This is a genomic window from Nocardia sp. NPDC004582, assembly GCF_053602115.1.
In genome coordinates, this window is sequence record NZ_JBSGCY010000009.1 from 69,862 (window position 1) to 94,646 (window position 24,785).

21 protein-coding genes and 2 tRNA genes are annotated in these 24,785 nt (G+C 67.4%); 4 read left to right on the plus strand and 19 right to left on the minus strand.

Annotated features, from left to right (window positions below; all coding sequences use genetic code 11):
* Positions 1-138 precede the first annotated feature (138 nt).
* The 13 genes from dmpG to ACWELJ_RS05080 all read right to left on the minus strand — a co-directional run bounded on the left by dmpG (position 139) and on the right by ACWELJ_RS05080 (position 14,633).
* The gene (dmpG, locus tag ACWELJ_RS05020; RefSeq protein WP_452364876.1) at positions 139-1,164 is read right to left on the minus strand and encodes a 4-hydroxy-2-oxovalerate aldolase; all 1,026 of its coding nucleotides are present in this window, start codon (positions 1,162-1,164) and stop codon (positions 139-141) included.
* A 1-nt stretch (position 1,165) separates the two neighbouring features.
* The gene (locus ACWELJ_RS05025; RefSeq protein WP_452364877.1) at positions 1,166-2,149 is read right to left on the minus strand and encodes an acetaldehyde dehydrogenase (acetylating); all 984 of its coding nucleotides are present in this window, start codon (positions 2,147-2,149) and stop codon (positions 1,166-1,168) included.
* Between the two features lie 12 nt (positions 2,150-2,161).
* Complete coding sequence (locus ACWELJ_RS05030) at positions 2,162-2,968, minus strand: 2-keto-4-pentenoate hydratase (RefSeq protein ID WP_452364878.1); 807 nt, start codon at positions 2,966-2,968, stop codon at positions 2,162-2,164.
* 94 nt (positions 2,969-3,062) lie between these two features.
* Positions 3,063-3,845, minus strand: coding sequence for an IclR family transcriptional regulator (locus ACWELJ_RS05035; RefSeq protein WP_452364879.1), 783 nt, complete (start codon positions 3,843-3,845; stop codon positions 3,063-3,065).
* An 8-nt stretch (positions 3,846-3,853) separates the two neighbouring features.
* The gene (locus tag ACWELJ_RS05040; protein WP_452364880.1) at positions 3,854-4,138 is read right to left on the minus strand and encodes a hypothetical protein; all 285 of its coding nucleotides are present in this window, start codon (positions 4,136-4,138) and stop codon (positions 3,854-3,856) included.
* A gap of 182 nt (positions 4,139-4,320) precedes the next feature.
* A tRNA-Met gene (locus ACWELJ_RS05045) sits at positions 4,321-4,394 on the minus strand.
* A gap of 71 nt (positions 4,395-4,465) precedes the next feature.
* Positions 4,466-4,864 carry a hypothetical protein gene (locus ACWELJ_RS05050; RefSeq protein ID WP_452364881.1) on the minus strand — a complete coding sequence of 133 codons (399 nt, stop codon included), beginning with the start codon at positions 4,862-4,864 and terminating at the stop codon, positions 4,466-4,468.
* A gap of 11 nt (positions 4,865-4,875) precedes the next feature.
* Positions 4,876-6,909, minus strand: coding sequence for a galactose oxidase-like domain-containing protein (locus ACWELJ_RS05055; RefSeq protein WP_452364882.1), 2,034 nt, complete (start codon positions 6,907-6,909; stop codon positions 4,876-4,878).
* Complete coding sequence (locus ACWELJ_RS05060; protein ID WP_452364883.1) at positions 6,906-8,540, minus strand: ArnT family glycosyltransferase; 1,635 nt, start codon at positions 8,538-8,540, stop codon at positions 6,906-6,908. Before ACWELJ_RS05060 ends, ACWELJ_RS05055 begins: the two co-directional genes overlap by 4 nt.
* Positions 8,537-9,799, minus strand: coding sequence for a glycosyltransferase (locus ACWELJ_RS05065; protein WP_452364884.1), 1,263 nt, complete (start codon positions 9,797-9,799; stop codon positions 8,537-8,539). The genes ACWELJ_RS05060 and ACWELJ_RS05065 overlap by 4 nt, the downstream gene beginning before the upstream one ends.
* Before the next feature lie 315 nt (positions 9,800-10,114).
* Entirely contained in the window at positions 10,115-11,458 is a 1,344-nt protein-coding gene (locus ACWELJ_RS05070) for a flavin monoamine oxidase family protein (RefSeq protein WP_452364885.1), read from the minus strand.
* A gap of 372 nt (positions 11,459-11,830) precedes the next feature.
* Positions 11,831-12,817, minus strand: coding sequence for an NAD(P)H-dependent flavin oxidoreductase (locus ACWELJ_RS05075; RefSeq protein WP_452364886.1), 987 nt, complete (start codon positions 12,815-12,817; stop codon positions 11,831-11,833).
* A 106-nt stretch (positions 12,818-12,923) separates the two neighbouring features.
* The gene (locus ACWELJ_RS05080) at positions 12,924-14,633 is read right to left on the minus strand and encodes an aldehyde dehydrogenase family protein (protein WP_452364887.1); all 1,710 of its coding nucleotides are present in this window, start codon (positions 14,631-14,633) and stop codon (positions 12,924-12,926) included.
* 225 nt (positions 14,634-14,858) lie between these two features.
* Between ACWELJ_RS05080 and ACWELJ_RS05085 the strand changes: the two genes are divergently transcribed.
* The 3 genes from ACWELJ_RS05085 to ACWELJ_RS05095 all read left to right on the plus strand — a co-directional run bounded on the left by ACWELJ_RS05085 (position 14,859) and on the right by ACWELJ_RS05095 (position 17,519).
* On the plus strand, positions 14,859-15,503 hold the full coding sequence (locus tag ACWELJ_RS05085; RefSeq protein ID WP_452364888.1) for a TetR/AcrR family transcriptional regulator: 645 nt from the start codon (positions 14,859-14,861) through the stop codon (positions 15,501-15,503).
* Between the two features lie 151 nt (positions 15,504-15,654).
* The gene (locus ACWELJ_RS05090; RefSeq protein ID WP_452364889.1) at positions 15,655-17,013 is read left to right on the plus strand and encodes a flavin monoamine oxidase family protein; all 1,359 of its coding nucleotides are present in this window, start codon (positions 15,655-15,657) and stop codon (positions 17,011-17,013) included.
* The gene (locus tag ACWELJ_RS05095; RefSeq protein ID WP_452364890.1) at positions 17,010-17,519 is read left to right on the plus strand and encodes a nuclear transport factor 2 family protein; all 510 of its coding nucleotides are present in this window, start codon (positions 17,010-17,012) and stop codon (positions 17,517-17,519) included. Before ACWELJ_RS05090 ends, ACWELJ_RS05095 begins: the two co-directional genes overlap by 4 nt.
* Before the next feature lie 133 nt (positions 17,520-17,652).
* Here the strand turns inward: ACWELJ_RS05095 and mhpA are convergent, their stop codons facing one another.
* From mhpA to ACWELJ_RS05115, 4 genes are all read right to left on the minus strand, one after another.
* Entirely contained in the window at positions 17,653-19,212 is a 1,560-nt protein-coding gene (gene mhpA / locus ACWELJ_RS05100; RefSeq protein WP_452364891.1) for a bifunctional 3-(3-hydroxy-phenyl)propionate/3-hydroxycinnamic acid hydroxylase MhpA, read from the minus strand.
* A gap of 61 nt (positions 19,213-19,273) precedes the next feature.
* Positions 19,274-21,190: an acyl-CoA synthetase gene (locus ACWELJ_RS05105; protein WP_452364892.1), complete on the minus strand. Its 1,917-nt coding sequence runs from the start codon at positions 21,188-21,190 to the stop codon at positions 19,274-19,276.
* On the minus strand, positions 21,187-22,125 hold the full coding sequence (locus ACWELJ_RS05110) for a fumarylacetoacetate hydrolase family protein (protein WP_452364893.1): 939 nt from the start codon (positions 22,123-22,125) through the stop codon (positions 21,187-21,189). Before ACWELJ_RS05110 ends, ACWELJ_RS05105 begins: the two co-directional genes overlap by 4 nt.
* Positions 22,122-23,255 (minus strand): VOC family protein, encoded by a 1,134-nt coding sequence (locus tag ACWELJ_RS05115; RefSeq protein ID WP_452364894.1) that lies wholly within the window; start codon positions 23,253-23,255, stop codon positions 22,122-22,124. The genes ACWELJ_RS05110 and ACWELJ_RS05115 overlap by 4 nt, the downstream gene beginning before the upstream one ends.
* A gap of 134 nt (positions 23,256-23,389) precedes the next feature.
* Between ACWELJ_RS05115 and ACWELJ_RS05120 the strand changes: the two genes are divergently transcribed.
* Positions 23,390-24,049, plus strand: a complete 660-nt coding sequence (locus ACWELJ_RS05120) for a TetR/AcrR family transcriptional regulator (RefSeq protein ID WP_452364895.1) — start codon at positions 23,390-23,392, stop codon at positions 24,047-24,049.
* Positions 24,050-24,153: 104 nt separating this feature from the next.
* Here the strand turns inward: ACWELJ_RS05120 and ACWELJ_RS05125 are convergent.
* Positions 24,154-24,227: transfer RNA gene (locus tag ACWELJ_RS05125), tRNA-Met, on the minus strand.
* Between the two features lie 63 nt (positions 24,228-24,290).
* A complete protein-coding gene (locus tag ACWELJ_RS05130) occupies positions 24,291-24,674 on the minus strand; it encodes a hypothetical protein (RefSeq protein ID WP_452364896.1) in 384 nt (127 codons plus the stop codon).
* Between the last annotated feature and the right edge of the window lie 111 nt (positions 24,675-24,785).

Below are 24,785 nucleotides of genomic sequence, written 5' to 3' on the forward strand. Positions count from 1 at the left end.
ATTTTCAGACACATTGTCGTTTCAGTTCGGTTGGCAATTTCCGCCATACCGAACTCGGCGGCTCGTCGCCGACGTCGACAGCGGCCCGGAAGCCGATGGTTCCGGGCGCCGCCGAACGCCATGCGGTCCAACCTCCGATCAGGCCGCTGTCTCCGGCGAACGCTTCAGCAGGTCGAGGGCGATATCGACGATCATGTCCTCCTGGCCACCGACCAGTCCGCGCTTGCCCACCTCGAGCAGGATGGTGCGGGCGTCGAGACCGTAGTCGGCGGCCGCGCGCTCGGCGTGGCGCAGGAAGCTGGAGTAGACACCCGCGTAGCCGAGGGTCAGCGTCGGGCGGTCGACGCGGACCGGCCGGTCCTGCAGCGGGCGCACGATGTCGTCGGCGGCGTCCATGAGTTTGAAGACATCGCAGCCGTGCTCCCAGCCGTGCAGATCGGCGACGGCGACGAAGGCCTCGATCGGGCAATTGCCCGCGCCCGCACCCTGACCCGCCAGGGAGGCGTCCACCCGGTAGACGCCGTTCTCCACGGCCACCACGCTGTTGGCGACCGACAGCGACAGGTTCTCGTGGGCGTGGATGCCGATCTGGGTGTCCGCGTCGAGCACCTCACGGTAGGCGCGGACCCGGTCGCGGACGTCGTTCATGGTCAGGCGCCCGCCCGAGTCCGTGACGTAAACGCACTGCGCGCCATAGGATTCCATGAGCTTGGCCTGCTGCGCCAGCTTCTCCGCGGAGGTCATGTGGCTCATCATCAGGAAGCCCGAGACGTCCATGCCGAGTTCGCGCGCCTTGGCGATGTGCTGGGCGGAGACGTCGGCCTCGGTGCAGTGCGTGGCGATCCGAATCGACCGCACGCCCAGCTCGTTCGCGCGCTCCAGCTCGGCGATGGTGCCGATGCCGGGCAGCAGCAGCGTGGTGAGCTTCGCGTTCCGCACCACGCCCGCCGCCGCCTCCAGCCACTCCCAGTCGGTATGGGAGCCGGGACCGTAGTTGAGCGAACCGCCGGCCAGGCCGTCGCCGTGCGCGACCTCGATGGCGTCCACCCCTGCCTCGTCGAGCGCCCGCGCGATGCGGGCCACGTCGGCGGGATCCATCCGGTGGCGCACGGCGTGCATGCCGTCGCGCAGGGTGACGTCCTGAACGTAGATCCTGGTGGACATTTCACGCCTCCGAAGGGGTTGCGGCGCGGGCAGCGAGCATGCGGCGCGCGATGGACTCGGCGGTGCGCTGCGCGGCCGAGGTCATGATGTCGAGATTGCCCGCGTACGAGGGCAGGTAGTCCGCCGCGCCCTCGACCTCGAGGAACACGGTGACCTTCGTCGCGGCCGCGCCCACGCCCTCGGGGAGCAGGGTGTGAACCGGCTCGTCGGCGGCGATCGGCGTGAACTGCACCTCCTGCTTGAGGCGATAGCCGGGCACGTATTCGGCGACCCGGTCGGCCATTTCCTTGACCGAACCGCGGATCGCGTCGTGGTCGGCGGCACCGACCAGCGCGAGCACGGTGTCACGCATCAGCATCGGCGGCTCGGCCGGGTTGAGGATGATGATGGCCTTGCCGCGCGCCGCGCCCCCCACCTTCTCGATGGCGTGCGAGGTGGTCTCGGTGAACTCGTCGATGTTCGCGCGAGTGCCGGGGCCGGCCGACTCGGAGGAGATGGACGCGACGATCTCGGCGTACAGCACCGGGGTAACGGCATTGATCGCGGCGACCATCGGGATGGTGGCCTGCCCGCCGCAGGTGACCATATTGAGGTTGTCGATGTCCTCGTCGAGATGCTCCTCGAGATTGACCGGCGGCACCACGAACGGCCCGATAGCGGCCGGAGTGAGGTCGATGACCTTCTTGCCGAACGGCTTCAGGCGCTCGGCGTTCACCAGGTGCGCCTTGGCCGACGTCGCGTCCAGCACGATGTCGATCGCGTCGAAGCCGTCGAGGGCGAGCAGGCCCTCGATGCCCTCGGCGGTGGTGGGCACACCCAGGCGGTCCGCGCGGGCCAGGCCGTCGGAGGCCGGATCGATGCCGACCATCGCGCCCATCTCGAGCACGTCGGACTTGTTGATGATCTTGAACATCAGGTCGGTGCCGATATTGCCGGATCCGATGATCGCGACCCGAATCCGCCGCGGCTCAGCGTTGTTCGTCATGGTGTGAACTTCCTACTCGGAGAAGACCGCGGTCACGGAGCCGAGCGTGGACAGCTCGGCGCGGATGGTCACGCCGGGCGCGGCAGAGACCATGGGGCCCAGGGCGCCCGACAGGATCACCTGACCGGCGCGCAGCGGCCGCCCGTACTCCCGGGTGGTGCGCGCCAGCCACTGCAGCGCGATCAGCGGATCACCCAGGCACGCGACACCGTTGCCCTCGGAGACCAGTTCGTCGTCGGCGTACATCTTCATCACGACGTCCTTGGGCTCGACCTCGTCGAGGGTGAGCCAGGTGCCGCCGAGCACATACAGCCCGGAGGACGCGTTGTCGGCGACGGTGTCGGTGATACCGATCCGCCAGTCGGCGACCCGACTGTCGACCAGCTCGAGCGCGGCCGCCGCACCGGAGACCGCGGCCCGGATCTGATCCAGCTCCAGGTCGCCCTCGGCCAGATCCGCGCCCAGCCGGAAGGCGATCTCGGCCTCGGCCTTCGGTTGCAGCATGCGCTCGCTCGGCACCTCCGGCAGCGCGGTGACGTCCATATCGTCGAAAAGCACCCCGAAGTCCGGCTGGTCGACGCCGAGCTGGTTCTGCACCGCCGCGGAGGTCAGGCCGATCTTGCGGCCGACGATGGTCGCGCCGTCGGCGAGCCGCCATTCGGTCAGCTGCTGCTGCACCCGGTAGGCCACGCCGATGTCGGAGCCGCCGATCAGGTCCTTGACCGGCGCGACCGGCGTCCCGGTCCGGGCCGCGTCCGCCAGCCGCCGGGCGGCCTCGGTGATCGCGGCGTCGGAGATCGTCGATTCGAGTGATGGCATCGCTGTCCTTGTCCTGTGTCGTCCTTGATGAACAAGGTGCGGGATTCCGCTCCCACCGGCGAGGATCTAGTTTCGCTGAGCGGAACTACACAGGTCAGATGTGGTTCTCGCGCAGGTTCTCGCGGCGGGCGAGCGTGGCCGCGATGCCCGCGGCGGCGGCGCGCAGCTGGATCGTGTGGGCCTCGGGCCGGAATCGGGTGGCCGGTCCGGCCAGGCTGACGGCCGCGACCGGCCGATCATCGGCATCCAGGATCGGCGAGGCCACGCAGACGAGCCCGACCGCTGATTCCTCGTATTCGAAGGCGACCCCGGTCTCCACGATCCGGTCCAGCTGCCGCGCGAGCAGTCCGGGAGTCGTGATGGTCCGCGGGGTGCGGCGCGGCAGCGGCGCGGCGAGCGCTCGCGCCTTCAGCCCGCCGGGGGCATGGGCGAGCATCGCCTTGCCGATCGCGGTGCAGTACAACGGCATTCGGCCGCCGATCCGGGAGGGCGACTCGGCCTGCCGATGCCCGCCGATCTTGGCGACATACACCACCTCGTCCCCTTCGAGCACACCCAAGTGCACGATCTCGTGGGTGCGCTCGTAGAGATCCTGCAGGAACGGGATGGACACCTCGATGAGCCCGCGCTCCACCGTGGCGCGCATGCCCAGCTCGAACAGGTGCCGCCCGAGCCGGTAACCCGATTCGGACCGATCGATGAGCCGGATCGCGACGAGTTCGGCGAGCAGCCGATGCATGGTGGTCTTGTGCAGTCCGGTGCGGCGGACCAGTTCGCTGAACGACACCCAGTGGTCATCCCCGGTGAACGCGTCCAGCACCGAGACCGCCTTGCCGAGCACACTATTGGGCACCGCGGGCGGATCCGGTTCGGGCACGGCGGGTCTCACGGCTGCGGCCACAACGCCCCCGATCGAGCCTCCCGCGGTCCGGCGTGCGGGTCCAGGCCGCCCGCCGCGGTCCACTCCAGATTGTCGATGAGGGCGCGAGCCGAGGGGCCGAGGGCGCGGCCGGCGGCGATGGTGATGCCGACACTGTGACCGATCAGGCTCGGCAGCACCGCCACGAAGTCGGTTTCGAGCAGGAGTTGCCGCACGGTCAGGAAGGACGTGGCCTCGATGCGGTCGTGACGCAGCGTCAGCCTGCCGTCCGGCAGCTTCGGGTGGTCCATCGCGCTCTCCCGTCCGCCATGCCCGTTCAGGCATACTAATCCGGCGAATCCACGGCAACCGGACATGATCCGGAACAAGAAGGCCGCGACTGTCCGGGAACACTTGGCCGATATTGCCGAATCCGTTGCCGATCCAACGAAAAACGGCCCCGGAACCACTGGTTCCGGGGCCGCTTCGCTAGTAGCGGGGACAGGATTTGAACCTGCGACCTCTGGGTTATGAGCCCAGCGAGCTACCGAGCTGCTCCACCCCGCGTCGGTGTGGACAACAGTACACAGGGTGCGTCGCGGGATGCAAAAGGGCTGGTTGGGGCGGCTTTTGGCGGGTCAGGAATCTCCGGGGCCGCAGGCGATTCCGTCCTTGTTGCGGTCGAGGTTGTGGCGGTCGCGTTTGCCGGTGACCGGGAGGGAGGACAGGCCGTGGTCGCGGAGCCAGGCGCAGCGGTCGTGGGTGCGGGGCGGGAAGTTCCACGGAACGCATTGGCCCGGTGTGCCGTAGGCGTGGTCACAGCCGTCGATGGCCTCGCTCACGGCGGCCTTGTCGGTGGGTGGGGCGGGCCGCTGTGCGGGGGCGGCCGGGTGCTGGGCGAATTCGTTGACGTGGGGGGCGGGGACCGGCGGCTGGGTCGGGGCCGGTTCGGCCACCGAGCTGGGCAGGGCGGCGTCACCGCCGATGCAGACGGCGGCGGCGAACAGAACTGCGGTAAGGGTTTTCGCGTATCTCATGGCCTTCCCTCTCACCCCACGTGTACCCATTGCGCTACCGAGGGCACGCCGGCGGCGTTGGCGACGAAGAGCATGTACCAGCCCGGCGGGGCGAGATTCGGGTTGGTGGTGAGATTGACCTTGGTGCCGGTGGCGTCGACGGTCAGCGGCAGGTCGATGTAGCGCTGGTTCGGGTCGGAGGAATGGGTGACCGCGGCGGGGCGGATCAGCGACGCCTTCGTGATCGAGCCGTTCACCGTGATCGGCTGAGCGCTGCCGTAGGACCAGTTCACATTGCCCACGGCGGTGATCACCGGCCGGGCGCCGCCCTGGAACAGGTACGGCGGCGAGTAGATGGAGATCCGCTTGTCGAAGGTGCCGTTGCCCGGATTGTCCCCGACCGCCATCACCCGGCCGTCGGGGAGCAGGAACGCCGACGAGTGATACGTGCGCGGCACCGGATCGGTGGCCATGCCGGGCGTGAAGGCGTTGGTCGCCGGATCGAACATCGACGCCTCGTACACCGGATCGGCCCGATTGTGCAGTCCGCCGCCGGTTTCGAAGACCTTGCCGTCGGGCAGCAGCACCGCGGAGACGTACATCTTGGGCGTCGGAAGTCCCGGGCCCGCTTGATAACTCGGGGAAGCGGCCTTGAGGTCGATGATGTCGGTCAGCGCGTTGGCGTCGACATTGGTGACGATATTGCCGCCACCGAAGGTAGCCACCCGCTGATCCTGCGCGGGCGGCAACAACACGCTCATGGACTGGTCGCGTTCATCCTTGTTGCGCAACCCCGGGATATCGGTGACGGTGCCGGCCGGATAGTCGTAGAGCGATGCCCCGGTGCCCGACAACCCGTTCCCGAAAACATGACTGCCGGTATAGAACAGGCGGCCGTCCTGCAACAGCACCATCGACGGATACAGCCCCCAGAACCGCCAGGTCTGCGGGATCTCCCCCATACCCAGCCAGCGTTGCTGCGCGGCCGAGAAGTACTCGGTGGACACCGTGCCGCTGGAGTCCTCGCCGAGACCGCCCAGCGAGAGCACGTCACCGTTGCCCAGCACCGTGGCCGACGGATACCAGTGCCCGGCGTTCATATCGTTGAGCCGGTGATAGCTGTTGTCGGCCGGGTCGAACACGTAGGCGTCCTTCAGACCCTCGTAACCGTGACTGCCGTCTGCGGCCGGGTAGTCCTTGTTGCCACCCATGACCAGCAGCCGCCCGTCCGGCAACTGCACGTGCCCGGCGCAGAAGGCGTCGAACGGCGTTGTGACGTCGGTGAATTGGCCGGTCGCCGGATCGTAGACCGCGGTCTTGAAGGTGCCGGCGGCGAACGCGGTGGGGTCGTTGCCCGAGCCGGCGATCAACAGCACCTTGCCGCCGGGCAGGACGGCCGCGTGAATGCCGCGGACGGTCGCCTCGAACGCGAGCACCTCCCAGGAGCCCTTGGTGCACGCGGCGCCGGCGGTACAGGCCGGCGGCGGTGTGGACGGGGTGGCATCGGACATGCCGTAGTCGTCGGTGACCAGCGTTCCGACACCGTAAATCGTTATCCCCCAGGTGATTCGGTCGGTGTTGGCGGGCACGGCGGGAGTGCGGACGCTCGCGCTCTGGAAGGTGTCGGTCACGGGCAGCGTGGACAGATCGGTCCAGTACTGCCACCCGGCGGTGACATCGTGGCGGAACACCGTCACGACGGTGTTGGGGGTACTGGTCTTGTACCACACCGACAGGTCGTATTGATGGCCCGCGGTGACCTGGGGCGCGCACTGGGCGTTCTCCAGCACCAGCGTCTTGCGATCGCCGCTGGCGATCCGGGTCACGTTGATGGACACCGCTTTCGAGCCGCTGTGCGCCTGATCGGTGACGGTGAAGGTGTAATCGTTGTCACCCCAGCCGGATTTCTCCCAGCAGCTGGGAAAACCATTGGCGTCCAACGTCTCCATACCGGCGTTGAGCATGAGATTGTCGGCTTGGGCCGATGGCGCGGAGGCGACGACGGTCACCAGCAGCGCCACTGCCAGTACCCAGCGGATGACGCTACCCGGGCGAATGCGGCTCATCGGCGATCCTTCTCTACACGGCGAATCTCGATTCGGCCCTCGTCACGGCCGAATGTCGCTGCTATCTCCGAATGGTCGAGCACATCGGCCGTATTCGGCAGGGAGGCGAGGTTGCCGCGCACCGTGGGTGTGGACACGATCCAGTCCACATCCCGCCAGCCGTTGGGCAGCCGGACCCCCGGGTCGAGGTCGAGCTTGTAGAACCAGATCGCACCGAGGCCGGGGGTGAACCCGAGTCGGACCATATCCAGCCACAGCACATCGTCGACCACGATGACCTGCCGCTCCGGATTCGGGACATGCTCGCGCACCCACACCAGCGCCGCGGCGTACTCGTCATTGACATGCGAGGTGGTGGCGCGGTGCAGCCCGTCCTGCCAGCGCGGTGCGACCACCGACACCGCCACCAGGACGCACACCGCCGCGACCGCCCACCGCAGCCACCACACCGGAGACGGCACGGCGACCGCGCGCACCAGCTCGCGACCGCCGCGCCCGGACCGGCGCCGGCGCTCGGCGACATCGGATACCGCCCCGGCCAACAGCCTTCGCGACCCGGCATCGACCAGTCCGGCCACCGCGAGCGCGAAGAACGGCAGCGCCTGAATCACATACATCGCGGGCAGATAGCCGCCGGGCCGCAAGGCCATCACCACCAGCAGCGCTCCGGCCAGCGCCGGAGCCCGCAGGCGCGGCACCGCGAGCGCGGCCACCACCGCGATCACACCCGCCACCGGCAGCACCCGGTCGTAGAACAACCAGGAGCGCACCACTTCTCCGGACGCGCTGCCCGTCTGCCACATCGCGCCGGAACCGGTCCGCTGATGCAGCTGGAACAGCACCCCGTCGATCAGCGACACGTGCCCGACGCCGGGCAGCAACTCCACCTTGAGCAGCGCGTACAGCGGATACACACACCCGGTCAGCACCAGACCGGTCAGCATCCCGGCCGCGGAGAACTTTCGCGTGATGGGGTGCGCGGACTGCCACAGCGCGAAGCCCAACGCCGGCAGCACCACCAGCATGGTCTCCTTGGACAGGATCGCCACCGCGGCGCAGATTCCCGCCCCGACGTGGTGCCACAGATGCTTTCGCGGCGACAGCACCAGGGCGAACGCGGCCAGCATCCACGCGACGGCGACATTGTCCAGATAGAGCTGCCGGTGCAGCGTCACCGACAGCGGGGACAAGGCGAACAGCAGCACCGCCAGGGCCGCGGTCCAGGTGGCGAAGCGCAGCCGGCGCGCCACCACGTAGAGCAGCACCACAGTGATCAACGCGAAGATGACCATCACGATCCGCCCGGTGGCGACCGCGAGCTGGTCGGGCGCAAAGGTTTCCGGCAGCCAGGACAGCAAGGCCATCTGGATCCACCCGCCCGGCGGATGGTCGTACCAGTAGGTGTAGTGCGTCAGGCCCGCGCCGGAGCGGACCGCCCAGGCTTGCGCGAGGTAGGTGCCCTCGTCGTCGCTGAGGCTCGGATAGTTGGTGATGTTCCAGCCGTCCACCGTGGCGACGATGATCAACAGGCCCGCGAGTACCCACCGGTCGGCCGGAAAACGCAGGCGCGCACCGTGACTCGGCGTCGGCTGCGCGGCCGGGGTGGAGTCTTTGACCAGCGTGAGCGTCATGCCGTGGCCCGCACTTTCCGCACGGGCTCGAGGTGGGCGCCCACATGCTGGGTCAGTTCCCAGTCATTGCGACCGGTGTACTCGCGCCAGACCGCCCGGGTCGCCGCCGCCGTCAGCATCGCCATGTAGAACGGCGTCCCGACCACCAATTTCAGGTAATGCGACCACTTGATGCGAAGCCCGTACTGCTTGCCGAAATCCTGCAGGCCGACGATCTCGAACGCCACGGTGGCCAGCGCCGGAATGATCGGCAGGAAGGTCAGCAACGCCACCCCGACCGGTGCGCGCACCGCCAGGGCGATCGCGAGCCCGATCGCGGTGGCAACGCCCGAGAACGCCTGCAGGAACGGGCTCGCCAAGGTGTAGCGGGCGAGGGCGCGCTGACTCGCCGTCGGTAGGCGACGCCAGTCGCGTTTCCGGTACACCTGCATGAAGCCCTGATTCCAGCGCGTGCGCTGCTTGAACAGCGCGTACAACGAGCCGGGCGTCTCCTCCCGGGTCACCAGCGGCGCGTCGTAGGCAACGACGACCTTCGCGCCGCGGGTGGACAGCCGGGCACCCAGATCGCAGTCCTCGGCCAGGCAGTTCTCATCCCACCCGTCGACCTCCCGAAGCCGTTCGGTGCGGACGAAGACGGTGTTGCCACCCAGGGGAATGAAGCCGTGCCGCGCCTGCAGGTGCAGCCGACTGCGGAACCAGAAGAAGTACTCCAGGCAGTTGCGCAGCGAGTACCAGTTGGAGTGGAAGTTGATCAGTTGCACACCACCCTGGACCACATCGGCGGCCGTGGACCGGAACGCGTGATCGACATGCGAGAGCAGGGCCGGATGCACCTGGTCCTCGGCATCGAAGACCCCAACCACATCGCCGCGGCAGTAGGCGAGACCGGTATTGAGGGCCTTCGGTTTGTTCTTCACCGCATGGCTGTCCACGACCACCGTGACACGGTCGTTCGCCGACTCGACACGCCGCGCCACGGCCGTCGTCGCGGGATCGTCATGCCCCACCACGACGACGATCTCGAAAGCGTCGTAATCGGATTCGAGCAGGCGCTCCAGGGTGAAAGCCAGCACCGCGTCCTCATGGCGGGCCGGCACCAATAGCGAGAACGACAGTCCGGTTTCACCATCCGGAGCACGAAAACTTGTAGCCTCCAACGTTTCCGGTGTGCGCCAGGCATGGAGCATCCACCAGAGCGTTGCGGTCGCATTGGCGAACAGAGCGATTGAGAGCAGCGCGAGCGCCGAGTCGAGCAGCACTAGATTCTCCCCAGAAAAATGCCGACCAGTAGGGGTTTCGATGCCACCCTGCACAACCCCGACTGTGTAAGCGGAGCACCACGAGACGGCGTTACACCCCCGGTGCGCCCTTGCTCCGAAAATGAGTGTAGTGGCCGAAACCGTCTGTCGCAGCACAAGATCCGACCGAAGAAGACCTAACTGTCGGTATGCAATCAGAGCGAATCTTCAGAACGAACGACGAGTGCGAACCAAACGAAAAGAGGTCCCGGAACCAGTGATTCCGGGATCACCCCCGGTTCTAGCCGGTTCGAGGTGCCGATGGCCATCCGGGACTCATTCGGCGAGGATCTCCGCGGCAGCGCGACGGCCGGACCGCACGGCGCCATCCATATACCCGTTCCAGATATCCGAGGTTTCCGCCCCCGCCCAGTGGATACGACCCACGGGTGCCACCAATGCACGGCCATAGTGGGTCCAGGCACCCGCCGCGAGTCGGCCGCCGTAGCAGCCGCGAGTGAACTCCTCAGCGTTCCAATCCTTTTCGATGAAGTCGAACGGGTTCGCGGCCTGCGGGCCGAAGTACTTCACCAAGGCGGACAGCACCAGTTCGCGGCGTTCCGGCGCACTCGACGTGGAGGCCGTGCGGGCGTGCGCTCCTTCGAGGAAACCGACCAGCACCCCGCAGGAAGCGTCCTGCGGAGAGTTGTCGAAGACGACGTTGAACGCGTCGTCCATGCTGAGGACGAAACCGCTCAGGCCCTCGGCACGCCAGAACGGTGTGTCGTAGCCGATCTGGAACTTGATCACCGAACCGGCCGGCATCTGCTGAGTCAGGCTGTCCCGCAACGCCGGAAGCGCCGGCACGTAACGGATCCGACCGGCCAGGGTCGGCGGAACAGCGACGATCACCCGCGCCGCCCGTACGCTGCCGCCCTCGTAGTCGACGACCACCCCGTGCTCATCCTGACGAATGGTGCGCACGACACAGCCCAACCGGACCATGGCACCCAACTCGGCCGCCATCAGCTCCGAGATCCGATGGGTGCCGCCCGCCACCCGAGATTCCTGCGCGCCGCCGGTGGTGGCCACGAGTGTTTCGAGGCTGGTTCCGGACTTGATGTAGAACAGGAAGTGGAGCAGCGACAGCTCCGGGGACTCGGCGGAGAACAGGGCCGGCACCAGCAGCCGGAAGAACGCCCGCGCCACCTCGTCGGAAGTGTTCGACACCAGCCAGCCGTCCAGCGTCTGCCGATCCAGCTCTTCCGCTCCCTCGGTGTCCCAGGGCGCCTCGGTTGTCACGGTGGTCGCCAGCGTCTCCAGTTCCGCCCATAGCCGGCCGACCTCCACGGCGGAATCGGGTCGCAGCCCGAAGGACTCGTCGGCGTATCGGATGAGCTCGCCGTCCAGAACCGTCATGGCCGACCCGTCATCGTAGGACGGAAAGGTCTCCAGCCCGAGTTCGGCGATCAGCTCCATGACCGCGTCCTGTGTGGGCCCCACCCACTGTCCGCCCAGTTCGACAGCGACTCCGTTGCTCAGTTCGCCGCCCAGGGTTCGACCACCCACTCGGTCCCGCGCTTCCAGGACGGTGACCGTGCGGCCGGCCTCGGCGAGCGCACGCGCAGCGGTGAGACCGGCCAATCCTGCGCCGACCACGATGACGTCCACGTCCGACATGGATACTCCCTAAATTCAGTCGCTTGTATGACTTTGTGAGACGAAGCTACGACGAACCACTGGGCCGCCGCAAGGAAAGCCGTGTAAATTTCTGTCGATCGAATGAGGCATCCGTGTTAGCGGAGACTGCCGACCGGTCATCACATCGATAAACATGCAGTTAGAGCCGATAGTTCGGTTCCCCTAATACCCCGAAACGCGGAACTTTCTCCAACTCCGGTCGAGTGAACCGATTTCTTCAAACGCCTCGCCGGCCCCGGTCACCTGACCCACAGTCCTGCTCAGCTAAATCAGTCAGGTGACTGATTTTCCGTTCGAACCCGGCACCCGCCGGCGGTCGATCCGCCCACGGATCGACACGGGCAGTCGGACTTACCGGTTGTCCATGCCACCCAGACGACCGGCGATGATCTCGTGGGCGTCGGCGACGATCGAGTCGATGATCTGGCGGCAGGTCAGGATGTCGTCGATCAGGCCCTGCGATTGGCCGGCCCACCACAGCCCGCCGTCCATGTCACCTCCGGCAAGGACCTCGGCGCGTCCGCGCTGCCCTGAAGCGAGATGGGCGATGTCGGCGAAGGTCGCTCCCGGCTGGCCCGAGCGGGCCACGATCTCTTCGGAGATGCGATTGCGCGCGACGCGGGCGGTGTTGCGGAACTCCCGGAACACCAGCTGTGTCGCGCGTTCGTCATTGGCGACGATCTGCTTCTTGACGTTGATGTGCACGGGCGCTTCGTGACTGGCGACGAACCGGGTTCCCATATTGATGGCATCGGCGCCCAAGGCGAGGGCGGCGACGAGCCCCGCACCATCGGCGAAACCGCCGGAGGCCACGATCGGGATGCTCAGGGCACGTGCGGCGGCGCGGATCAGGACCAACCCGGAGACATCGTCCTCACCGGGATGGCCGGCGCATTCGAACCCGTCGATACTGACGGCGTCGACTCCGAGTTCCTGCGCCTTGAGGGCGTGCCGCACGCTGACCGCCTTGTGAATCACCTTGATACCGGCGGATTTCAACGCGGGCAGATACGGGGCTGGGTTGTTTCCCGCGGTCTCCACCACCGGCACGCCCGCGTCGACGATGACCGCGCAGTACTCGTCGTAGGGCACGGGGGTGATGGTGGGGAGCAGAGTGAGATTGACCCCGAAAGGCCGATCGGTCAGCTCCCGGCATCGCCCGATCTCGACGGCCAGATCCTGCGGTGTGGGCTGGGTCAGTGCGGTCAGGAATCCGAGCGCACCGGCCTCCGCGACCGGGCCGATGAGTTGTGCGGTGCCGACCGCGGTCATCCCTCCGCACACGATGGGCTGCTCCACACCGAAACGCTGCGTGAATGCGGTATTCAATCTCGTCACTGTCCCAGATCCCGTCCGATGAGTTCTTTCCTGATTTCGTTGGATCCGGCCCGGATTGCCGGGTCCGACCCGCCCGAGGGTTCGGTCATGGCGATCGCGGCCACCATCACCCGCGGAGTGCGGAGGCGAATATCGCTGGCAGCTTCGCCCATCCGGGCCGGGCAGCGAACTCGGCGAGCCTGCGGCCGGTGGTGGCCGCGGTGCGGTTGGTCACGAACCAGGGCGGCCGGGGGGAAAGGGTGAATTCTCCGGTGACGATCGACCGCGGGAACGGCCGGAACGGGCCGTGCACGACGGTTCGTTCGCTGCGGTCGAGCAGCACACCGTTGTGCACCACACCGATGCCGCTCTGCGCGTCACGGATCGTGTGGCCGGGAAAAGCGCCCCAGGTGGCTCGGGAGGTGAGGTAGCCGACGCCGGTCCACGCGTTGATCGCGACCGTGCCGTAGCGGAGGGCGGCGACCGCATCGGTGAATCCGGCACCGAGCCGCCGGACGGTGCGCGGGTGGATGACGATATTGGCGCCGAGGGTGCCCGAGAGCCTGGTGTTGGCGAATTCGACTGCGTTGCCGAGGAATTGGTTGTCGTGTCCAGGAAGGTAGACGATGGCCAGCACCGGGCCGAAGTACTCCTCGGTGAATGCGACATCGTCGGGCGCGAGGTTGTCCAGCAGGATCCTGCCCGTTTCGGCGATGAGTTCGAAACCGGGGTGGCTGGTGATCGCGTCGGCGCATCGATCGTCGCTGCCCGGGTAGTAGGCGGGCCGACCCGGGGCGTTCGCGAGGGCCTTGCGCAGCGCGTCGGCGAAGGCTTCCTTCTGCTCCCAGTCGCCGCTGATCACCAGCACCTGGGAGGCGACACAGTTGTAGCCGTTGTTGTGTAGCTTCTGCGTGGCTATGTGTTCGGCCTGGTAGGCGAGATCTCGCGCCGACCACTTCCCGGGGACCACGATCGTCGGGGAGACTCCGCCGAGTTCGCTCGTGATCGGTTTGCTCAACAGCGGGTCACCATGCTGCCTGCGCGCTTGCCCCGCCGCGCCGGTGCCGAACACGATCGCGTCATGGGATTTCACGCTGCCGGTGATGTGGACGTGCCCGATTCCGGGATGGGCGACCGCGGCCTGGCCGACCTCCGCCCCGCCGGTGACAATGGCGACCAGCCCGAGTTCGATGAACCGGGCGAAGATCTTCTCGAACACCGGCAGCAGCGGATCGGTGATCGGATTCAGCTTGAGCAGGACAACCCGATTGTGGGCGAACAACTCGTACAAGGTGTCCAGCGGCGCGATCGAGAAGATGTTCCCCGCACCGAGAACGACTCCGACACCCCGGGTTTCGGTCGGCTCCCGCTGCGCCAAGCCGGCCGTGTCGCGCAGTTCCGCGACCGAGGTTCCCGGCATCGACCAGACCTCGGCGGTGAAGCCGCTGAGCAGCAGACGGTCGAATATGTTGTGCGGCAGGACCTGTACCGCCAGTCGGTCGCCCGGGGCGCGCGACACCCGGAACCCTTCGAGGGGGCTTCGTCCCTCGTCCAGCGCGGCCAATGTTTCCGACAGCGCGGCGATGCTACTGAGCATCGCGTAGGGTCCGCTGATCCATTCCTCACCGACCAGCGCGGAATCGGCCGGGAGCCGTTTGATGCGGCAGGCGATGTCGACCCACTCCTGGGCGTGGCGCAGCGTCGCCTGTGCCAGCGTGCTCAGCAGATCGCGGCGATCCCGCAATGGCAGTGCCGCCCAGAGCTTTTCGCCATGCCGTAGGCGGTCGACGGCGAAATCCAGCGGCGGGACCTCGACGCCGTCGGTTGATGTGGTCACGATTCTCCTTCGTCGGTCCAGGCAGGCGCGGACTTCGGCAACGACGCGGTGTCCCGATCGCACGGCGTCAACCTGATCGTTCCGAACATCGGAGGTTTCAACCCGCTGTCGGCCATGGTCGGCCTCCCAAAAGTCAGTCGGTTGTATGACTGTAAGGTAGGTCACGACATGGTGGCTCGCAAGAGCTGTGCCAAAATTCGTCCGCGGCGAAGGCGAGGAGATTCGGTGGTTTACGTCAAGGTATCCGAGCGCGAGGAGCAGATCATCGCGGCGGCCGTGCGGGTGCTCAGCGACGTGGGCGTGCCCGCCACCACACTGCGGGCGGTGGCCGCCGAAGCCGGCGTTCCACTCGGGACGCTGCAATATGTGTTCTCGTCCAAGGAGCAGCTGCTTCGCGCGGTCATCACCACCGTGATCCGAGACATCTCCGAGACACTGCGGGCGCAACTCGAACTCGATCGAGGCGTGGAACATGCCCTGCGTCAAGGCGTGAGCAGCTTCTGGGAGAAGCTCGTCGCCAATCACGTCGGACTGCAGATCATGCAGTACGAGCTGATGACATATTCGCTGCGCAACGAAGCCGGCGAGTTGGCGCAGTTGCAGTATGAGAGCTACAGCGCCGTCGTCACCGAGTTCTTCGAACAGGCCGCCCGGACGTCCGGTGAGCGGTGCGCGGTCGGCTTCGACACTCTCGGACGTCTCGCGCTCGCCCAGATCGACGGGCTGATCCTGCAGTACATCGCCAAGCCCGACGCCGCGCGCGCCCGGCGCGACCTGCAGCAGGCGTTGGACATGCTGGTGATCTTCGCCGATCCCCAGCCCGTGGCCCGCCGCGCGGGACGGCGCGCCATCGCGGCCGACACCGAGTAGCCGATTCCGCAATCTCCGCTTCACCAGCTGTTGCGTGCCGGGTCACCTCGTCTTACCATCATTCATACGGTTGACCGACTTAGTGTGCGTTTCAGGCCAAAGGTCTCGCGGGTCGGACCGATGAATAATCCATCCACTGGAGCGTGCTCAGATGACCCAGCCTCAACCCATCGACCCGCCCGACTGTCCGGCGGAACAGCCACCAGCGGGCGCGGTCGCCGTGATCGGGGCCGGCATGGCCGGGCTCATCGCCGCTCGCGAGCTGCACCGGCGCGGAATCGATGTCATCGTGCTCGAATCCGCCGCACGGCCCGGCGGGCGGATGCTGGCCGAGACCACGGTGCTCGGCTCGCGAGTCGATCTGGGCGGCCAATGGATCGGCCATGGCCATCACCGATTCATCGCGTTGGCCGCCGAACTCGGCACCGAGGTCTACGCCATGCACACCCCGAAGCAGCCTTCGATGGTCGAAGGCGATGCCACGCTCCGAACGTGGGGCCGGGATGCGTTGGCCGCCAATACCGTTCTGCTCGTATGGGAGATCGTGGCACGGCTCGGGGCCCCCAAGTCGTGGAGAACCCGCAGTGTGCGGTCGTGGCTGCGCCGAGTGCCGAACCGCCGGGCGCGACGACTGCTGGAAATTCTGGTATCGGTCACCAGCACCGCCGACCTCGACCAGTACTCGATACATGCCTTTCTCGAGACGGTCCGCTACCAAGGCGGGCTCACCGCAATGCTTTCCACCGCCGGCGGGGCACAGGAAAGCATGCTCACCGAGGCGGCGGGCACGCTTGTCGAACGCTTGGCCGCCGAACTGGGCGAAAAGATCGTGTTCGACAGTGCCGTCACCGCGCTGCACCGTGACGAGACCGGCGTGACCGTCCGCTCGACATCCGGTACCTACCGCGCCAGTAAGGTGATCGTGACCGTCCCGCCGCCGATGGCGGCCCGGATCGCGCATCATCCACCACTTCCCGCCGACCGAATTCGGTTGCAGGACAACACCCGTATGGGGTCGGTGTACAAGGCGATCGCGGTCTTCGACCGACCATTCTGGCGCGAACACCGTGACGCGGAAATGATCGTGCTCACCGAACCCGGAATGGCGATCTTCGACACCTCCCCACCGGCGGGCCCAGGACACCTGTGCGTACTCGTCGCCGGGCCCGAAGCACGCGCCCTGGACGAACTCACCCCCGGCGCGCGCCGCTCGAAGATCCTGGAACCCATTGCCGCACAGCTGGGTTCGGAGATCCTGGAGCCTCGAGGCTGGCATGAGAAGGCATGGCACCGAGACCCGCACACCGGCGGCGGCTACTCGGCACTACCGAATATCGGAAGCGAGGAAGGCTATTTCCCGACCTCCGCCGAACCGACCGGGCACATCCACTGGGCCGGCACCGAAACCGCCCGCGAACACGCCGGCTATATCGAAGGCGCCATCGAATCCGGCGAGCGCGCGGCACACGAGGTCATCGCCGCCCTGGCCGACGGGAGGAGCATCCGGTGAAATCACCCCAGAACAATGCCGCGCCCCTGCACCGACCGCCGGACGCATCGGCATTCGCCGCCGATATCGAGCGAATCACCAATGGAGGTCTCCTCGACGAACTGCTCGCCCTGTTCGCCCCCGACGCGGTCGCCGACTGGATCATGGACGGCGCCCACGATCAGCACCGAGGCATCGCAGCGATCCGGACCGCGGCGACCGAACTGGTCGCCGTCGGCAACGCCTTGGGCCTGCACGTCCGCAAAACCGTCCAGTGCGCCGACCAGAACACCATCGCGCTGACCTGGACCGGCGGATTCGGCAGGGGCGACCGCCAATTCGGCACCGAGATCTGGACATTCCGCGACGGGTTGGTCGTGCACCAACAGATGTATTCCTACTTCGACGTCCGGCCGAGCACATCACCACTCGCCAGCGCCAGGCTCCTGACAGTAGCCCCGAAAGTCGTTGCCGCCCTGGCGAAATACCGTTGGCGATCCAACACCCTGATTCGCCGCCGACAGTAACCCGCGCCGCTCACGAACCCAGGCAGTGAGTCACTGGGAGGCGGCGGTCAGTCAGGGGCCAGCGGTAGCGATCACGCCTAATTCCGCTACCTTGACACCGACTCTGGCGGCATCGTCATGAGTGTCATTCGCATCAATCAGCGGCTTTCGGCGTCGTCAGGCCGGTCTGCGCCGGAGGCAGACTCGGCGCGAAACTCGGCAGTGACGAATACAGATCCGACAGCGCTTTCCCGCAGGTCTGCACGGTGCCGTCGGGGCGGACGAGCACGGCGTCGGCGCGCCCGCCGCGGAGCCAGCGGTGCAACGCGGTGCCCGGCATGGCATGCAACACCACGCCGCCGCGCTGTTCGACGGTCACCGCCGCCACGGGTGACGGGGCGGATGTCGTGATGACGGCGTAGCGCCCGGCGATGAGGTCGTCGACCCGACGCCCGTCGGCCAGCCGGTCGTTCGGGACCAGCCGTCCGGCCAGACCTCGACGCAGCGGCGGTGCGGCCACCAGTATGGAGCGGTGCAGGGGCGGGGATTCTCCGCTGATGATCGTCCGGGTCAGCCCAGGCAGCAGGTGCAGTCTGGGAGCGAGCAGGCTGCGCAGTCGATTGCCCAGTTCGCCGCCCTCGGTCATGGTCGAACCCATGAGTTTGGCCAGCCGGATCATCATGTGCGCGTGCGGTTTCCGCTCGGTCTCATAGGTGCCGAGCACCGATTCCGGCAGCTCGCCGCGCAGCACCCCGGCCAGCTTCCAGCTGAGGTTGGCGGCATCGCGCACACCCGCACCCATGCCCTGCCCGATGAACGGCGGGGTGAGATGGGCGGCGTCGCCGAGCAGGAACACCCGCCCGGCACGCCACCGGTCGGCCAGTTGCGCGCGGAAGGTGTACTCCGCCACCCGGACCAGCTCCAAGCCCTCGCGGTCGGCGCCGGCCAGCCACGGGGCCAGCAGCGGCCACACGCGGTCGAGATCGCCGTAATCGTCGGCGGATTCGCCGGGCCGCAAACGGAATTCCCACCGGTGGCGGGTGGTGCCGATGCGCATGTATGTCGCGGCTCGACGCGGGTCGCACACCTGATGCACGCCGCCCCAGTGCCCGGGATCGATCGTCGTCGCCAGGTCGACGACCATCCAGCGCTGCTCGAATCGCAAGTCGCGCATGCGCGCGCCGACCGCGGTGCGCACCAGGCTGTTCGCGCCGTCGCAACCCAGCACATAGCGAGCGCGCACCGACTCGGTCCCACCGGTCGCACGGTCTTCGAAATACACTCGGACACAGCCCTTCTCGAAGGCCAGCTCGGTGACTTCCACCCCAAAGCGCAGCGAGACGGCAGGATACAGCGCCAGATTGGCCCGCAACAGCGTCTCCAGCTCCGGCTGGTCGAACAGGTTGGCTTCGGGGAATCCATTGCGGCCCCCGGCCGGATCGCGGTCGAATTGCGCCAGCACCCGATGCCGCGGATCCACCAGGCGCAGCCCCAGGGCGGGCCGGGTGATCGCGTCGAATCCCGCGCCGATGCCGAGACGTTCGACGATCCGCCGGATCTCGCCGTCGAGGTGCACCGCACGCGGCTGCGGGTAGACGCCCTCCCACCGCTCGAGGACCAGCGATTCGATGCCGTACTGGGCGAGCAGCGTGGCCGCGGTGAGCCCGGACGGGCCCGCCCCGACGATCACCACCGGCACTGTCGGCGAAGTCATCGGAACCCACCGGTCATCGCGGCCACGTCCAGCACGCCACCGAGCACCTTCGACACGGTTTTCATTGCCGCACCTCGATTGTCGAGTCGATCGCATAGCGGCTCAGGATCGCTTCGACCCCGTCGCGGTCGGCACCGGAGTCGACTGTGACGGTGGCGGCGATCGTGCCGTCCTCGACGGCGGCGCTGACACCGGCGACGCCGGAGACTGTGGCCAGTGCGTCGATGAGCTCACGGCGGGTGGCGTCCGCACGCAGCCCCAGCTTGTAGGGTTTGCCGACATCGGTCACGGGCAGCGCGTCGAGGACGGTGACCGTCTTGGGCGCGGCGGCGCGCTCGTGCACCCGCTCGGCCGCCCACGCCACCAGTTCGGCCTCGGTCACCTCGGCGCCCGGTGCGAGCGTGACATAGGCGACCGGGATCTCACCGGCGTGCACGTCCGGTCGCCCGACCGCCCCGGCCGCGGTGACCCGCGGGTGACTCAGCAGCGCGTCCTCGATACCGGCGGGATCGATGTTGTGGCCGCCGCGGATGATGAGATCCTTTGCGCGACCGTGTAAATGGATGAAGCCATCGTCGTCGACATGAGCCAGATCGCCGGTGCTCAACCAGCCCTCCACCAGGGTGCCCAGGCCGTCGAGGCGATGGCCGTGCTCGTCGCGGCCGGTCACGTATCCAGCGAAAACCGTGGGGCCGCTGATGACCAGAGTGCCGGTCTCCCCCGCCGGCAGTCGCTCCCACGCACCGTCCGCGGCCGTGCGGACGACCGCGACCCGCTGATACGGCATGCGCTGGCCCACCGCGCCGGGCCGGGGAACGTCGGGGAAGCTGCGCGCGGTCGCACAGGTGGCCTCGGTGAGTCCGTACCCCTCGACCAGGGTGACCCCGGTGAGCTGCTGGAAGTTCTCCCGGACCGCGAGCGGCAGGGGCGAGGCCCCGACCATCGCGAAGCGCAGACTCGAGATGTCGGCATCGACCGGACACTGCGCCAGCACCGCGTACACCGTCGGCACCGCGCTCATCGCGGCGATCCGGTAGTGCGCCACGATATTCCAGAACTGCCCGTACAACGCGAAGTCCCGGTAGCCCAGCGGACCGGCCCACACCACCGACTGGCCCCGGAACAGCGGCGCGAGCAGCGTTACGACCAGCGCGTTGACGTGGAACAGCGGCAGCGCCGCGAAGATCACCGACTCGTCGTCGACCAGCGAGTTGGCGGCGATCATCCAGGCGTTGGCGACCTCGCCGGAATGCCGGTGCGCGGCCAGCTTCGGCACTCCGGTCGTGCCGCCGGTGTGAAACAAGGCCGCCAGGGCCGAGGCCGCCGGCGCCTGCCCGAGAAAACGGGTCGAATCCTGCTCGGCGGCCAGGGCATCGAGGTAGCCGACCAGGATGTCCGCGATCACCGGCAATTCCGGTGCGGGCTCCGGAGCCTTGGTCGGACGCAGCACCAGCACCGCGTCGACCAAACCTCGTTCGGCCAATTCTCCTGCGCCGTACCAGGTGTCGGGCGAAAGCTCGGGACCGGCGGCGATCAGGACCCGAGCGCCCGACCGGCGCAGTAGTTCGGCGATGTGATCGGGCGAGAGCCCGCCGTTGATCGGTGCGGCGATACCCGCCAGCTGAGCGGCCAGGGTCGCCGGCACAAGCTCGGCGCAGTTGGGTGCGATGAGCGCCACCGCGTCGCCGCGGCGCACGCCCAGCGCGTGCAGCAGGTTCGCGTAGCGGTGAACGTCGGCCAGCAGTTGGGAGTAGCTGCGCTGCCACGGTTCTCGCCAGCGCGATGCCTCCGGTAGCACCGTGAGCGCGGTGCGTTCGGGCCACCGCGACGCCGCGCGGGCAAGCAGGGCGTAGGTCGACTCGGGCAGACCACGCGCCGCGAGCGGCACCGCTTCGATATCCGCCAGGTCACCCGGGCCGGCACAGCGGGGCCACAGCAGTTCCTCGACCGCGGCGTCCAGGGTCGGGTTGTCGGTCATCGCGCGTACCTCACGACCGTGCGCTGGCGGCCCAGGTCGAGTGCGCCGTCGTCGGTGCCGATCGCGGCCTCGACTACGTCCCCGTCCTTCAGATACTTCGGATTCTTGGCCTGGCCCTGGAAGAACAGCTTCCACTTGACCTTCGGCGGCAGCAGCGAGGCGATGATCTCCACCGGCTTGGGCGGGGCACTGAGCGCGGTGCCGACCGGGGTGCCGGTGAGCAGCAGATCCCCGGCGTCCATCCGCTGGAACCGGGTCAGCGCCGTCAGGGTCTCGACGGGCCGGTAGATCATGTCCGCCACCGTCATGTCCTGGCGCACTTGGCCATTGACCCACAGCCGCAGTCGCAGATCGGCGAACCGCTTCAGCTCATCGGCGTCCAGCAGCACCAGCGCCGGGCCGACCGGCGTGAAGGTGGGGTACGACTTCGCCTCGTAGAACTGGGTTTTCGGCAGCTGGACATCGCGGGCGGAAACGTCGTTGGTGACGACCAGCCCCGCGACGTAGTCGGCGAGGTTCTCCACCGTGACCTTCGAACCGACCGGCATCTCACGGCCGAAGACCAATCCGATCTCGACCTCGTAGTCCAGCAGTTGCACGTGTGCGGGCCGAATGACATCGTCGTGCGGTCCGCTGATCGAACCGGATGCCTTGCGGAAGAACGTCAACGGCACCGTCTCGGGATCCATACCCGAGTCCTTCACGTGCGAGGCGAAGTTCGTCATCTGCGCCACCACCCGGCACGGCGCGGTCACCGGTGAGATCAGCGAAAGGCTCTCCACCGCCACGGTCTCCGTGCCGGACGCGGCCGCGGCGATCGCCTCACGATCGGCGAGCAGTTCCCGCGTGGTCGTCGCGGTGGTATCGATGCGGGCGGCACCGGCGGGGGTCCGCACCCACCAGGCGTCGGCGGTACGGAGGATGGATGTGCTCATGAATTGGCCACTTTCAACAGGCCGCGCAGGCGGCGGAGATCGAATTCGTTGTCCTCGCGCAGCGCGTCGACGATCGAGCGCAGTTCGCGCAGCGATTCGGCTCCGGGCTTGATGCCGAGGAAGTCCTTGGTCACGGGTGGACCCCACTGCGCCAGACCGGAAGCGCTCATCGGCGCCCAGCCCGGCTCGAGGGTGCAGTCGAACATGTCTCCGTCGCTGAAGTGTTCGACCATGAAACCGTCGGGATCGCGCCAGTAGTCGAAGATCTGGCTGCCCTGGATATGGCGGCCGATCCCCCACGATCGGCGATAGCCCTGCTCGCGCAGGTACTCACCACCCGCCGCGAGCGCGTCCAGATCGGCGACCTGATACGCGGAGTGCACGTACCGGTTCGACGGGCCGAGCGTCAGCGCGAGCGTGTGGTGGTCGGCCGGCACCGAACCCCGATCGCAGCGAATGAAACTCATGACCGGACCGCGCTCCCGCTGGCCGGGGTAAAAGAGGAAATCGCTGACGATCAGGCCCAGATTCCGCAGATACCAGTCGAGGGTCTCGCGGTATCTCGTCGACTGAATCACCACGTGTCCGAGCCGGCGCACGCGTGCCGGTGCCCGCGGCGGCCGCTGCGCGGCATTGACCCGGGCCACCTCGTGCCCGAAGTTGAAGATGTGTGGCCGCTGCGTCGGCAAGGCTTCCAGGTCGTGGGTCTCGGCGACGACGCGCACCCGTAGGCGACTCGGATCCACCAGATCGACGGTCAGTCCGCCCAGCGATTCCGGCAATGGCACGGCTCGCGCACCGGTCGCGGCGGCCAGTCGCAGCAGATCGGCGGAATCGGCGGCACGAAAAGCCGGACCGACGAAGCGCGAGCGAGAGCCCCGCCGGATGAGCACGCAGGGCGCGCCCGGATCGGTCCCGCGCAGCTGCAACTCGGCGGCCGTGCGGGAAGCGGTCGCGAATCCGAAGGCGTGGGCGAAAGCCTCCGCCGCGTCCAGGTCGGGCTTCTCGAACTCCAGCCAGGCCAGATCCAGCACCTTGATCACGGGATTGCTCGCGCGGCCCGGATGCTCGTCCGCTCGTGCTCCCTGTTCGCTGTGCAGGCCGGTGTGTACATCGTGATGGCCGCTCATCGACCACTCCCTTCCAAGTACTGACGATATCGTCACTTACGAGCAGAGAGTCAGTCAAGAGTTATCTGACGATTCCGTCAATATTGAGCCGAGCAGCTACGATGTGAGTCCGGACAGCAGGGAGAGGTGGATCGATGACCGCGAGCAACGGGTCGGGACCCAACCGCCTGGAACGCCGCAAGGCCCGCACGCGCGCCGCGCTGGTCGGTGCGGCGCAAGCACTGCTGGCCGAAGGCAAGATCAACGTGCCGATCCTCGAGATCACCCAGGCCGCCGACGTCGGCATGGGATCGTTCTACAACCACTTCCAGAGCCGTGAGGAACTGTTCCACGCCGCCGTCGAGGAGGCGCTCGACCGGCACGGCGCACTACTCGATCTGCTGTGCGAAGACGTCGAAGACCCGGCCCAGGTCTTCGCGCAGAGCTTTCGGCTGAGCGGCCGCCTGCACCGCCGGCATCCCACCCTCAGCAAGGTCCTGCTCAATGACGGTCTCCGCCTTGCGAATTCGGACCGAGGGCTCGCACCCCGCGCCCGCCGCGACATCGAGGCCGCGGCAGCATCCGGGCGCTTCGACATCCGTGACCCGGAACTGTCGATGACCATCGTCGCCGGTGCGGCCCTGTGCCTCGGACGCCTGCTGCACAACGACCCCGAACGCGACGACGCCGAAGCCGCCGACCAAGTGGCCGAAGACCTGCTGCGCATGTTCGGCCTCTCCCCCGAAGAAGCCCACGAGATCTGCCGACGCCCGCTACCGCCACTGGACCTGCCGCGCGGCGGCTCGACTTCATAGGCTCAGGAGTCGTCGGTCACGGGCGATGCCGAATCCGTTGCCACGAACCTTGATAAGAGTTGAGGGCGGTCCTGAAACCTACTGGTCAGGACCGCCCTCTGTAGTAGCGGGGACAGGATTTGAACCTGCGACCTCTGGGTTATGAGCCCAGCGAGCTACCGAGCTGCTCCACCCCGCGTCGGTGTATACAACCGTACACAGGGGCGGGAGGATGCACCTAATCGGCTGGTCAGGGGTGGTTTCAGGCGGGGGATGCGGTCGGGAGCGGGGGTTCGGTCACGGGATCGGGGTGGGTGGCCGCGTAGCGGCGGGCCGCGAGCATGATCGCGAAGGACGCGGCGAGCATGAGGAGCAGGACGGCGATCGATGTCCAGAACATGGTGTCGTAGAGGGCGATGTCGGCGCGGATGACGGCGCGGCGGGCGAAGGTCATCGGGGCGATGTCCTTGACGGGACGGAACGCGGGAGGTGTTGTGCCGGCCGGGAATACGCCGCCGAAGGTGAAGATCTGGAACATGTAGAAGGCGAAGGCGGCGATGGAACCGGTGACCCGGCCGAACAGGACGATGAACGCCTGGGTGGTCACCGCGGCCACCGCGCCGACCAGGACGATCACGGCCGCCATGACAGGCCAGTGCTGCGGGGACCAGCCGGCGTTCATCGTCCTGTTCGGCCGGCTCACCGGTACCAACGCCGCCTTCGCCTTCTACATGTTCCAGAGCATCACCTTCGGCGG